At 72.7% G+C, this 12,034-nt stretch carries 14 protein-coding genes; 6 read left to right on the forward strand and 8 right to left on the reverse strand.

What is annotated here, in order from left to right; all coding sequences use genetic code 11:
- Positions 1-38: 38 nt before the first annotated feature.
- Positions 39-605, forward strand: coding sequence for a TetR/AcrR family transcriptional regulator (locus FHX82_RS29350; protein WP_145938325.1), 567 nt, complete (start codon positions 39-41; stop codon positions 603-605).
- Here the strand turns inward: FHX82_RS29350 and FHX82_RS29355 are convergent.
- On the reverse strand, positions 602-1,360 hold the full coding sequence (locus FHX82_RS29355) for an RDD family protein (RefSeq protein WP_145938324.1): 759 nt from the start codon (positions 1,358-1,360) through the stop codon (positions 602-604). The genes FHX82_RS29350 and FHX82_RS29355 overlap by 4 nt on opposite strands.
- A gap of 23 nt (positions 1,361-1,383) precedes the next feature.
- Here FHX82_RS29355 and FHX82_RS29360 point away from each other — a divergent pair, with 23 nt between their 5' ends.
- Genes FHX82_RS29360 through FHX82_RS29375 form a run of 4 tightly spaced genes read left to right on the forward strand, consistent with a single transcriptional unit; the run spans position 1,384 to position 3,977 of the window.
- Positions 1,384-2,388: a stage II sporulation protein M gene (locus tag FHX82_RS29360; RefSeq protein ID WP_145938323.1), complete on the forward strand. Its 1,005-nt coding sequence runs from the start codon at positions 1,384-1,386 to the stop codon at positions 2,386-2,388.
- Between the two features lie 57 nt (positions 2,389-2,445).
- Entirely contained in the window at positions 2,446-2,688 is a 243-nt protein-coding gene (locus FHX82_RS29365) for a hypothetical protein (RefSeq protein WP_145938322.1), read from the forward strand.
- Complete coding sequence (locus FHX82_RS29370; protein ID WP_229881316.1) at positions 2,669-2,968, forward strand: type II toxin-antitoxin system PemK/MazF family toxin; 300 nt, start codon at positions 2,669-2,671, stop codon at positions 2,966-2,968. The genes FHX82_RS29365 and FHX82_RS29370 overlap by 20 nt, the downstream gene beginning before the upstream one ends.
- 49 nt (positions 2,969-3,017) lie before the next feature.
- A complete protein-coding gene (locus tag FHX82_RS29375; protein WP_145938321.1) occupies positions 3,018-3,977 on the forward strand; it encodes a chitinase in 960 nt (319 codons plus the stop codon).
- 372 nt (positions 3,978-4,349) lie between these two features.
- Here FHX82_RS29375 and FHX82_RS29380 read toward each other — a convergent pair whose 3' ends face one another.
- Genes FHX82_RS29380 through FHX82_RS29400 form a run of 5 tightly spaced genes read right to left on the reverse strand, consistent with a single transcriptional unit; the run spans position 4,350 to position 9,276 of the window.
- The gene (locus tag FHX82_RS29380; RefSeq protein WP_145938320.1) at positions 4,350-5,633 is read right to left on the reverse strand and encodes a DUF58 domain-containing protein; all 1,284 of its coding nucleotides are present in this window, start codon (positions 5,631-5,633) and stop codon (positions 4,350-4,352) included.
- Positions 5,633-6,592 (reverse strand): AAA family ATPase, encoded by a 960-nt coding sequence (locus FHX82_RS29385; protein WP_145938319.1) that lies wholly within the window; start codon positions 6,590-6,592, stop codon positions 5,633-5,635. The genes FHX82_RS29380 and FHX82_RS29385 overlap by 1 nt, the downstream gene beginning before the upstream one ends.
- Positions 6,582-7,691, reverse strand: coding sequence for a DUF4350 domain-containing protein (locus FHX82_RS29390; protein ID WP_145938318.1), 1,110 nt, complete (start codon positions 7,689-7,691; stop codon positions 6,582-6,584). The genes FHX82_RS29385 and FHX82_RS29390 overlap by 11 nt, the downstream gene beginning before the upstream one ends.
- A complete protein-coding gene (locus FHX82_RS29395; protein ID WP_145938317.1) occupies positions 7,688-8,323 on the reverse strand; it encodes a DUF4129 domain-containing protein in 636 nt (211 codons plus the stop codon). The genes FHX82_RS29390 and FHX82_RS29395 overlap by 4 nt, the downstream gene beginning before the upstream one ends.
- The gene (locus FHX82_RS29400; RefSeq protein WP_145938316.1) at positions 8,320-9,276 is read right to left on the reverse strand and encodes a DUF7847 domain-containing protein; all 957 of its coding nucleotides are present in this window, start codon (positions 9,274-9,276) and stop codon (positions 8,320-8,322) included. The genes FHX82_RS29395 and FHX82_RS29400 overlap by 4 nt, the downstream gene beginning before the upstream one ends.
- Before the next feature lie 123 nt (positions 9,277-9,399).
- On the opposite strand from FHX82_RS29400, the gene FHX82_RS29405 reads away from it, so the two are divergent.
- Positions 9,400-10,368, forward strand: coding sequence for a neutral zinc metallopeptidase (locus tag FHX82_RS29405; protein ID WP_145938315.1), 969 nt, complete (start codon positions 9,400-9,402; stop codon positions 10,366-10,368).
- A gap of 4 nt (positions 10,369-10,372) precedes the next feature.
- Here the strand turns inward: FHX82_RS29405 and FHX82_RS29410 are convergent, their stop codons facing one another.
- Together FHX82_RS29410 and FHX82_RS29415 are read right to left on the reverse strand one after the other, a co-directional pair.
- Positions 10,373-10,822: a hypothetical protein gene (locus tag FHX82_RS29410; RefSeq protein ID WP_145938314.1), complete on the reverse strand. Its 450-nt coding sequence runs from the start codon at positions 10,820-10,822 to the stop codon at positions 10,373-10,375.
- A 96-nt stretch (positions 10,823-10,918) separates the two neighbouring features.
- A complete protein-coding gene (locus FHX82_RS29415) occupies positions 10,919-11,929 on the reverse strand; it encodes a potassium channel family protein (RefSeq protein WP_145938334.1) in 1,011 nt (336 codons plus the stop codon).
- Positions 11,930-12,034 lie beyond the last annotated feature (105 nt).

The raw sequence follows: 12,034 nt of genomic DNA on the forward strand, positions 1-12,034 counted from the left end.
GTGTACGACCATACACATCAATGTGTATGGTCGTACACATGATTTCCCGTGATGCTGCGGCGACCAGGCAGCGGATCCTGGAACACGCGCGACGGCAGTTCGCCCGGCACGGGTACACGACGGTCACGGTCAAGGGCGTGGCCGACGCGGCCGGGGTGTCGCCCAACCTGATCACGCGCTACTTCGGCGGCAAGGACGGCCTTTTCCTGGCGGCGGCCCGGGTGGAGATCCCGGTCGCGGACTCCATCCACGGCGACCGTGCCGGCCTTGGCGCGCGCCTCGCGGCGAGCATCGTCCAGCGCTGGCTCGGTGCCCACGGGGAGGATCCGCTGCTCGTGCTGCAACGCGCGTCCGGCGAGCGCCCGGAGGCGGCGGAGGCGCTGGCCGCCTTCCTCGACACGAACTCGCTGGAGCCGCTGCACCGCTACCTGCGCGACAGCGGCCTGGCCGACGCGGAGGCCCGTGACCGAGCCGCGGCGATCGACGCCTTCGTGCTCGGGGTCTCGACCCGCCGCCGGATCCTGCGTGCCGAACTGGGCGACCCCGCCGCTCTCGAAGCCTGGCTGGGCGCCACCATCCAACGCCTGGCAGACGGGTTGGGCTAACCGCCGAACGGCCCGGCGGCGCGCCTGCGCCGCTCCGCCAGCACCGCCATCAGATACGCCCACACCGGGGCGCCCGGTGGCACCGGGGCGCCGATCCGCGCCGCGACCTCCTGCGCGAGGCTCTGGCCCAGGTGCTCCCGCGCGTCCTCCCGCAGCGACTGGTAGCGCGCCAGGTACTGCCGCACCGCCAGCGCCAGGTCGTCGGTCAGGCCGGTCAGGTCCAGGCCCGCGGCCCAGGACGCGAGCGGCGGCGGCATCTCGATGTCCGGCGCGGCGACCTCCGGCGCGTGCTCCTGCACCACCACGGTGCCGGCCAGGAAGTCGCCCACCCGCTTCGACTTCTCCGACACCAGCGACACCACCATCGCCACCGCGCCCCACACGAACGCGGGCCCGAAGTCGACCACCGCGCCCGCCAGTCCCCGCGTCAGCGCGTGCCGGAACCGGATCGGCCCGCCGTCGTCCCGCACCACGCGCAGCCCGAACGCCGCCTTGCCCGGCGTCCGCCCGCGGGTGAGCGTCTCGCACAACACCGGATAACCGACGCGCACGAGTACCAGCAGCGACAACAGGATCGCGGCGGCGGCCGCCCCGTCGTCGGGCCCCGCGAAGACCACCACGAGCAGCCCGGCGACCAGGATCACCACCTGGATGATCACGTCGATGGCGAACGCGAGCGCGCGGCTGGCCAGCCGGGCCAGGCGCAGGTCCAGTACCACGGCGTCGCCGGTCACCAGATCGGGTTCGGGATGCACCCGGCAACTGTAGTCTGAGCCGCGTGGACGTCGATCTGTTCGTCGCGGCCCACCGCGCCGAATGGGAGCGGCTGGCCGACCTGCTCGACCGCCGCCGCCTGCGCGGCCCCGAGGCGGACGAGCTGATCACGTTGTACCAGCGCACGGCGACCCACCTGTCGGTCGTGCGGTCGTCGGCGCCCGATCCCGCCCTGCTGTCCCGGCTTTCGTCACTGGTCACCCGCGCCCGTTCCGCCGTCACCGGCACGCACAACCCGGCGTGGCGCGAGGTCGGGCTGTTCTTCGCGCAGCGCTTTCCCGCCGCCGTCTACCGCGCCCGCCGCTGGTGGCTGTCCACCGCGCTGGTCACGATCGTGGTGAGCGCGCTGCTCGCCGCGTGGGTCGCGACCGACGCGCACGTGCGGGCGAGCATCGCCGCGCCGGAGCAGATCCGGCAGCTCACCGAGCCCGGCGGCGAGTTCGAGACGTACTACTCGGCCAACCCGGCGAGCTCGTTCGCCGCGCAGGTGTGGACGAACAACGCGTGGGTCGCGGCGACGTGCCTGTTCTTCGGTGTCCTGCTGGGGCTTCCGGTGCTGTACGCGTTGTGGGCCAACGCGGCGAACGTCGGCGTCAGCGCGGGCCTGATGAGCGCGGCCGGGCGGCTCGACATCTTCTTCGGCCTGATCACCCCGCACGGCCTGCTGGAGCTGACGGCGGTGTTCGTCGCCGCGGGCACCGGGCTGCGGCTGGGCTGGGCGGTGGTCGCCCCGGGCCCGCGCAGCCGTGCGGCGGCGCTGGCGCAGGAGGGGCGCGCGACGGCGGCGATGGCGCTCGGGCTCGCGTGCGTGCTGCTGGTGTCCGGGGTGATCGAGGCTTTCGTGACCCCGTCCGGACTGCCGACGTGGGCGCGGATCGGGATCGGCGCGGTGGCCGAAATCCTGTTCCTGGCGTACGTGTTCGTGCTGGGCAGGCGGGCCGCGCGGGCGGGCGTGACGGGTGACGTGGACGCGCGGTACGGCGGTGACGTGCGGCCCGAGGCCGGCTGAGCGACACACCCGCGGCAGTTGGCCCGGCCGCGGGCGGTGGCGTCGTAGGGTGACGCCATGGGGAAGCGGCCGGCACTGTCCCTGCCCGACGAGACGCACGCCCTGATCGAGGCGCGTGCCGCGGAGGCGGGTGTCTCGGCGCACGCCTGGCTCGTCGCGGCGGTCGAGCGCGAGGCGTTCCGCCAGCTGTGCGAGAAGACCGACAAGTGGTGGCAGGCCCACCCGGACGAGGCGCGGGCCGAGGTCGCCGCGTACCACCGGCGCCAGTCCGAGAGCCGACGTGGTTCTTCGGCCGCGTAGGGGACAGCTCTGGGCGGTCGCGGGCCCGGACCGGCGGCGGGTGCTGGTCTACAGCGGGGACATGTTCAACGACCTCGACGCCGTGCCGTACGTGATCACGATGGACGTCGTCGGCACCCCGGACCCGCTCACGGTGACCACCGGCGAGGGCCTGCACATTTCCTACACGCGACTGGACCACGTGCCGAAGGAGTCACTGGCGGAACAGTTCGGCGAGGTTTCGGCCGAGTTGTTGCAGACGGTGAACACGCGGCTGTTCATGGTGCTCACGACGTCTTGACGGATGTGGTCTGGACCACTTACCCTGAGGTGCCACGGAGGTGGTCGTCATGGGCAAGTGGAAGAACCGGATCGGACTCTGCCTCGCCGCCGCGGTGGCCGCGCTGGGAGTGGCGACTCCCGCGCAGGCGGCGGTGACCGCGCCAGGATCGGCGCCCTATCTCGACATCACGGCCAGTACACCGTCCCTTGTAGACATGGCCAATGCGACGGGGCAGAAGACGGTCACGTTGGCGTTCGTGCTCGCGGACAGCACGGGCTGCAACCCGTCCTGGGGCGGCACGATCCCGTTGGACGACTCCCGGATCTTGAGTGACATCAAGGCGTTCCAGGCCAAGGGCGGTCAGGTGATCGTCGCGACGGGTGGCGCGGCGGGGCCGTACCTGGAGTACACGTGCGGTTCGGCGGACGCGCTGGCGGCGGCGTACCGGAAGATCCTCGACACGGTGGGGACGAACAGCCTGGACGTGGACGTCGAGGCGACGATCCCGCAGGACACGGTGAACGCCGCGTTGAAGACGATCCAGGCCGAGCGCGGCACGACGATCAGCTACACGCCGCGCGTGCAGGGTGATGACTACGGGGTCGACCCGTACTCGCTGCAGGTGCTGCAGAGCGCGGCGTCGCACGGGGTGGATGTGCTGGTGAACCCGATGACGATGGAGTTCGGGACCAGTCGAGCGGACTGGGGAGACGCGGTCATCGCGGCGGCGGAGAGCACGCTGGGGCAGCTGAAGCAGGTCTGGCCGGGCATGTCGGACGCCGACCTCAAGCGGCACCTGGGCGTGACGCCGATGATCGGGCGCAACTACAACGGCAAGATCTTCCAACCGGACGACGCGACGCAGCTGGTGCAGTGGGCGAACTCGAACCACATCGGGCGGCTGGCTTTCTGGTCGGTGGGCCGCGACAACGGCTCCTGCCCCGGTGGCGGAGTTTCGCCGACGTGCAGCAGCATCTCGCAGTCGCAGTACCAGTTCACGAAGACCTTCGAGGGCTTCACGGGCTGATTGGGCGTTCCGCTGGAGGCGGGGCCGGGTGGCGGGCCTCGCCTCCGGTGCTGGCCCGGTGGCTGGGTGAGCCGCCTTGCGGGAGCGGCCGGTGTTGGCTGGGTGCTTACCGCAGGTGGCATGCCCCGCGATCGGCCCGCATCGGCGCCGCTCGGCGGCTAGGAGAGGCGAGCACCCTCCGGCCTGCCGCACTGACCCGCCTGAAAGCGCTTACCGGGCGGGGAGTGCCGGTTCGCGAGCACCAGTGGCAACCGTTCCAGCGTCAGAAAGCGCTTACCGCACCCCAACACCGGCCGCAGGTCCTCGATCAGCGCCGCAGCCATGCCACTTCCCGGCCTGAAAACGCTTACCGAAAGCGTTTTCCCCGCCACTTCAAAGCCGCCCGGTGGCTTTCAGCGCCAGGTACCGGTCCGCGAGTGCCGGGGGCAGCTCCGCGGGCTCCGCGTCCACCACCTCCACCCCCCGCCGGCGCAACAAGCCCGACACGTGCCGACGCTCCGCGAGGCTCCGCTCCGCCGCCGCGGCCTCGTACACCGCCTCCGCGTCGCCTCGGCCTCGCGCCATCTCCGTCAACCGAGGGTCCGTCACCGAGGCCACCACCAACCCGTGCCGTGCCGACAACGCGGGCAGCACCGGCAGCAGACCCTCCTCCAGCGGCGCGGCGTCCAAGCCCGTCAACAACACCACCAACGACCGGTGCGGGGTCCGCCTCAACACCTCGCCCACCAGGCCCCGCGCGTCCGTCTCCACCAACGCCGGTTCGAGCAGCGCCAGCGCGTTCACCAGCGCAGGCACCGATCCGCCACGCACCGACGCCCTCAACTGCCTGTCGTACGCCAACAAGTCGACCCGGTCGCCCGCCCGGGAAGCCAGCGTCGCCAGCAACAGCGCCGCCTCCATCATCGCGTCCAGCCGGGGCTCGTCGCCCACCCTGCCGGCCGACGTGCGGCCCGTGTCCAGCACCAGCAACACGTGCCGGTCCCGCTCCGGCCGCCACGTGCGCACCATGACGTCCCGCGCCCGCGCCGTCGCCCGCCAGTCGATCGAGCGCACGTCATCGCCGACGACGTACTCCCGCAGCGAGTCGAACTCCGTCCCCGCGCCGCGCACGAGCGCCGCCTGCCTGCCGTCCAGCTGCTGCAACCGCGCCAGCCGCGACGGCAGGTGCCGCCGGCTGTGGAACGGCGGCAGCACCCGCACCGCCCACGGCACCCGGTGCGAACCCTGCCGCGCCGCCAAGCCCAGCGGCCCCACCGAACGCACCGTCACCCGGTCCGCCCGCCGTTCCCCACGCCGAGTGGGCCGCAGCTCGAACGAAACGACCCGCGACTCCCCCGCCGGAACCACCAACGCCTGCCGGTCCCGCACCACCCCGGCGCTCGGCGGCCACGCGTCCCGCACCACGCCCCGCACCACGCGGCGGCCCGGATTCGTCACCGCCAGCCGCACCTCGACCGGCTCGCCGAGCCGCGTCGACGTCTCGCCCGAGCGCGTGAATCCCAGCCCCCGCACGCCACCCGCCAGCGCGAGGTCCACCAGCACCAGCACCACCAGCACGGCGAACACCGCGGCCACGCCACCCCACGACGGAACCGCCAGCCCCACCACCACGGCTCCGATGGCGGCCAGCACCCCGACCCGCGCGGTGATCGCCATCAGCGCGGCACGGGCACGGTCGCGAGGACCCGGTCCAGCACGCCGTCCGCGGTCCCGCCTTCGAGCTCGGCCTCCGGGCGCAGGTCCAGCCGGTGCCGCAAAGCCGGGCGTGCCAACGACTTCACGTCGTCCGGCGTCGCGTAGTCCCGGCCCGCCAGCCACGCCCACGCCCGCGTCGCCGCCAGCAACGCCGTCGCGCCACGCGGCGAAACGCCCAGCCGCACCGAAGGCAACGCACGCGTCGCGCGGCACAGGTCGACGATATAGCCCAGCACCTGCGGGTTGACCGCGACCGCGGCCACCGCCGCCCGCGCCGCGGCCAGCTGCGCCGCGCCCGCCACCGGCCGGACCCCGGCCGCTGCCAGGTCACGCGGGTCGAAGCCCTGCGCGTGCCGCGAGAGGATGCCGATCTCGTCCTCCCGCGACGGCGTCGGCACGGTGAGCTTGAGCAGGAACCGGTCCAGCTGCGCCTCCGGCAGCGCGTACGTGCCCTCGTACTCCACCGGGTTCTGGGTCGCGATGACGATGAACGGGTCCGGCAGCGGCCGCGCGCGGCCCTCCACCGACACCTGCCGCTCCTCCATCGCCTCCAGCAGCGCCGACTGCGTCTTCGGCGGGGTGCGGTTGATCTCGTCGGCGAGCAGCAGGTTCGTGAAGACCGGGCCCTCGCGGAAGGAGAACTCGCCGGAGTCGTAGACGATCGAGCCGGTGACGTCGCCGGGCATCAGGTCCGGGGTGAACTGGATCCGCGTGCTGTCGAGGTCCAGCGCCGTCGCGAGGGTGCGCACGAGCAGCGTCTTCGCCACGCCCGGCACGCCTTCGAGCAGCACGTGCCCCCGGCACAGCAACGCGATGATCAACCCGGTGACGGCGGCGTCGTTGCCGACCACCGCTTTGCCGACCTCGGCCCGCAGCGCGAGCAGCGCCTGCCGGGCGTCCACGGCCGCCTCAGTGGTCACGAGATACCTCTCCCTCCAGCCGGTCGAGCTCGTCGGCGAGCCGGACCAGCGACGCGTCGTCCTCCGGAGCCGGACCGTACAGCAGCGGGCCCGCGTCCCGGCCCGTCCTCGCGGTGATCGCGGCGAGCACCGCGGCGGGTTCCGCACCGGCGCCCAGCCCGAGCACCGGGTGCAGCCGCTCCAGTGTCGCCTGGCGCAACAGCCCGGCAGCGTGCGCGGCCGAGCCGGAACGCCGGTACATCCGGGCGCGGCCTTCGGTGGTTTCGGCCGAGCGCACGACCACGGGCAGCGGCTCGGTGACGACCGGCCCGAGCCGGCGGGCCCGCCACAGCACGAACAGCGCGGCCGCGACGCCGAGCTGGATCGCGCCGAACAGCCAGCCCCGCGGCAGCAGGTCGGTGAGCGAACGCTGGGTGAGCCCCGCCGCGGGGTCGCCGGGCGTCGGCACGTACCAGACCAGCGTCGGGTGACGGCCGAGCAGCCGCATCGACAGCGCGGCGTCGCCCTGCTCGTCGAGGCGGTCGTTGGTGAGCGGGGTGCCGTCGCCGAGCAGCGTGGTGGTGCCGGTGATCTGCAGCAGCGACCCGCCGTAGCAGGGCCGGCCGCGCTCGTGCGCCTCGTACTCCAGGCCGCCGAGCATCGCGTTCCCCGCCGCGACGGCGACCGCGACCGTGCAGTCCGGCGAGCGCACGGACGGGTCGTCCTGGCCCTTCACGACGACTCCGGGCAGCAGCAGGTCGAGCGCGTCCTGTCCGGCGCCGACGAACACCGCGTCCGCCGCCCGGCCGCGCAGCTGCGCCAGCCGGGCGGGCTCGACGAGGCTGGAGTCGGTGACGAGCAGCGTCGTGTCGGGGCCGAGCGCGGCCTCGGTGTCGTCGAGCGAGTGCGTCGGCTGGATGTGCACCCCTTGGCGCTCCAGGAGTTTCGCCAGTGCGCGGGAGCCGCCGGGGTCGGCCGAGCCCGGGTCGAGCCCGCCGTGCGTCCCGTCGTCGCGGGCGAGGGTGAGCACCACCGCGCCGAGCACGAGCACCACGGCGATGAACACCGGGGCACGTGCGGCGCGCCAGATCCGACGCGCGTCCGGGGAAACCGAGGTCACGCGGGCACTCCCGGACGCTCCCGCTGGACCTGCTCGTCGAGCGCCGCCAGTCGCCGGTAGTCATCGGCCCCGGCGGGCCGGTCCCCGTAGTGCACGTCGTCGAACAGGCGGGCCGCCGCGATGAGGGCGTCACGGGAGGCGGGCAACCGCGCGCCCGCGTCGCGTGCGGCTTCGTCGACGGTGCGCCCGGAAAGCGCTTCCAGCACGCCGCGCTCCTCCAGTCCGCGCACCAGCGCGCGGAACCGCTCCCGCACGGCCGCGGCGAAGTCCCCCGCCGCGGCCGCCTGCTCGGCGGCCTGCCGGTAGTCGGCCGCCGTGCGCGTGGTGTCCTCGAACACCAGCCCCGGCACGCGCGTGGTGCGGGCGAGCTTGCCGACCCGCAGCCGCACCACGACGGCGATCAGCACGAGCACCGCGAGCAGCACCAGCAACCCGAGCGGCCCGCCGGGCACGGCCGTCGAAGCGGCGTGGAACAGGTCCGCCAGCCGTTCCGCCAGCCAGCGCAGCACCCGGTCGACGAGACCGGGGTCGTTGACGTGGTACTCCGGCCCGCTCAGCTCCGCCTCCGCGGCGCGCTGCGCCGAGTCCCGGTCGATGGTGACCGGGACGTCCACACGCAGCGGCAGGATCACTGCACCGTGCCGGCGGAGCGGGCGAGCTGGATGTCCATGCCTTCCTTGCGCATCCGCTGGTCGATGTACAGCAGCGCGGTCGCGGCGGCGGTGAACGGCCCCACGATCGTCTCCGCGATGACACCGCCGAGTGACGACAGCAGCAGCGAGCCCGCCGACTGGTTCACGGCCTGCGTCGGGTCGCTGCTCAGGCCGACGCCGACGCCGAACGGGATCTCGATGATCGTGCTGATGATCCACGCCGCGATCGCGGTGAGCACCAGGATGCCGAACACGCGCCACCAGCTGCCGGACACCAGCCGCCGCGAGCGCCGCATCGACTCGCCGATCCGGCTCTGCTCCAGCACCAGCGCGGGCGCGGCGAGGCTCAGCAGCGTCCACAGCCAGATGCCCGGGATGACCAGGAAGACCGACGCGATCATGACGATGATCGTGACGAGCACGGTCAGCCCCAGCAGCGGCAGCAGGCGGGGCCGCAGCTCGGTCAGCGCCTCACGGAACGTGACGGGGCGGCCCAGCACGGCGCGGCCGACCACGACGGTGATGAACCCGGCGAGGAACGTGCGGATCAGCAGCGAGATCAGCAGCGACAGGCCCAGCGACGCGGCCAGCCTGCCGAGCAGGTGCCCGAACCAGCGCATCGCCTCTTCCTGCGTGGCGGCGGGACCGAGCTGCTGCACCGTCGAGATGTCGCCCACCGCCCAGTAGCTGACGGCGAAGTCGAGCACCCCGGCGACGACCGCGACCACGGCCGAGACGCCGAAGACGAGCGCGGGGTGGCGGCGCATGGTGGTGACGGCGCCGTCGAGGATCTCGCCGACGGACAGCGGCCGCAGCGGAATCACGCCCGGCTTGCCGTACCCGGCTCCGGGTGGCCGCTGCGCGGGCGGCGGCATCGGCGGCAGGTCGCTGCGTGGCTGGTCCGGGTTGGTCCAGCCCCCGGGCTCACTCATCAGTGCATCTCCAGGTCTCGGTTCTCACGCGCACACTCTCGCAGAGCGCGCCGCGCGCGACCATCTCGGGCACACGGGCATTTCCGAGTCGTGATCTGCGGGTGCTGACTATGCTTGCGCTCGATGACGCACTCGCCGCCGCGCCCCTCCCCGGAAGCTCCGCAGCCGGGCCGACGACACCGCCGCTCGAAGCGGGCTTCGGGCCCGCTGGTGGCGTTCACGCTCAGTGCGGTGGCGGTGCTGCTGGCCGGGCTCGTGGTGTTCGTCGTGGTGAGCCGCACCGGTGGTCACCCGGGTTCGGGCACGTCGGCGGTGTCGGCGTCGCCCACCTCGGTGGATTCGGGCAACGCCGGGTCCGGTGCGGTGGCGGGCGAGAAGATCCTGGAGCTCGCCGACCACCCGATCCTGCAGGATCCGGACGCGGGGTTGCAGAACATCGTGTGCGACCTGCCGGGCTGGCACAGCGACCAGGCCGCGGTGGAGGCGTTCTTCACGGCGGCGGACGAGTGCCTGAACCAGGCGTGGGGCCCGTTCCTGGAGGCGTACCACCTGCCGTTCCTGCCACCGACGCTGCACTTCCCGACGGGCACCAGCTTCACGACCGCGTGCGGCACGATCGCGGTCGGCGTCGCGACGGCGGCGTACTACTGCGACAACAACCTGTACGTGCCGTACCGGGGGCTGCAGATCGACCAGTACGGCGACAACCCGGGCGTCTACCTGGCGCTGATCGCGCACGAGTACGGCCACCACGTGCAGGAGGTGGCCGGGATCATGGACGCGGTGTGGCAGCAGATCTACGCGGTCGGCCAGACCACCCCGGCGGGGCTGGAGCTGTCGCGGCGCAAGGAGCTGCAGGCCCAGTGCTTCTCGGGCATGTTCCTGGGCGCGGTGGTCGACCGCGGCGGCTCGGTGACGCGCGAGATGTACGCGAAGGCGTGGCGGGACCAGGACACCCGCGGCGACAACACGTCCGGCAGCAACGACCACGGCACCAACGCCCACTACGCCGCGTGGTGGCGCAAGGGCGCGCAGTACAACCGGATCGCGCAGTGCAACACCTTCTCGGCCCCGTCGAGCGCGGTGTCCTAGCGGCTCAGGCCGCTACGGCCTCCGGGCGGCGGGAGCCGCGCTGCACGAGGAACGCGTAGGCCGCTCCGCTGAGGCAGCTCAGCGCCAGCAGCGCCAGGCCCACCGGGCGGCGCAGGCCGGAGTGGCCCACCACGACGTCGGCCAGGTGCACGTTCACCGTGCCGCTGCCCAGGTCGTCGGGGATCGTGATCTCCACCCGGTCGTTCTTGTCGTGCCCGCAGGCGTCGAGCGAACCAGTGTGCGTCGCGCCTCCCGAGGAGAACTGCACGGTCTCCTTCGGGTCGGCCGCGGTGCAGGCGGCCGGGGTGGTGATGGTGGCCTCGGCCACTGTGCCCCCGCTCGCCGACACCGAGCCGAACAGGCCAGGGCCCGCCCACCAGACCACGACCACGATGGCCACGCCCACCAGGACCGGGACCACCAGGCTCTGCCAGCGCAGGTGATGGGAACTCATGCCCGCCCCGGACGGACTCGCTTGGCGCACTGCACGAAAGCCATGGTTCCAGAGAAACCCCGGGAAGCACAGGCAGAGCCGTGTGGCCCCGATCTATCACTCGTTGTGGTCAGCGGGAGTCACTTTCCGCACATACAGCAGGCGGTCGCCCGGCTCGATGGCGTCCACCTGCGGCGAGTCGACGCGGTGGAGCTGCCCGTCGCGGACGACGCCGAGCACGATGTCACTCAGATGCCGGGGCGAGCCTCCCTCTTCCGAGGGCTCGACAGCACGCTCCGCGATCGCCAGGCCGGATTCGGGGGTCAGCAGGTCCTCGACCATGTCGACCACGACGGGCGTCGAGGTGGCCATGCCGAGCAGCCGTCCGGCGGTCTCGCTCGACACCACCACCTGGTTCGCGCCGGACTGCTTGAGCAGGTGCACGTTCTCCGCCTCGCGCACGGACGCGACGATGTGCGCTTTGGGCGCCATCTCGCGCGCGGTGAGCGTGGCGAGCACGGCGGAGTCGTCCCGGTTCGTCGCGACCACCACCGCCTTGGCGCGCTGCACGCCCGCGACGCGCAGCACGTCCGAGCGGGTCGCCGAGCCGTGCACGGTGACCAGGCCGAGCGCGGCGGCCGCGTCCAGCGCCTGCTGGTCGGTGTCGACGACGACGATCCGGCTGGGCTCGATGTTCTCGTCGCCCAGCAGCGTCTTGACCGACGCCCGGCCCTTCGTGCCGAAGCCGACGACCACCACGTGGTCCCGCACCTTGGACCTCCACTTCTGGATCCGGAACGCCTGCCGCGACCGTTCGGTCAGCACTTCCAGTGTCGTGCCGACCAGGACGATGAGGAACAGCACCCGCAGCGGCGTGATGACGAGGACGTTGATCAGCCGGGCCGACGCGCTGACCGGGGTGATGTCGCCGTAGCCGGTGGTCGAGAGCGAGACGGTGGCGTAGTAGAAGCTGTCCAGCAGGGACAGTCCGTCGCCGTTGACGTCGCGGTAGCCGCCGCGCCCGGCGTAGACGATCAGCACGGCCGCGACGAGCGCGATCAGTGCGTACACGATCCGCTTGGCGATGGACCGCACCGGGCTGAGCGACGGCTCGGGCATCCTGATCATGCCGACGAGCTCGCTCGCTCGTTCAGGGTCACGCACGCCGCGGATCGTAGGGGATGGCCTGACCGCCCGCCACCGCCAGCGGTCGGTCGTGCGGGCCACGTCTCA

The organism is Amycolatopsis bartoniae (assembly GCF_014191255.1).
Taxonomy (GTDB): Bacteria; Actinomycetota; Actinomycetes; order Mycobacteriales; family Pseudonocardiaceae; genus Amycolatopsis_E; species Amycolatopsis_E bartoniae.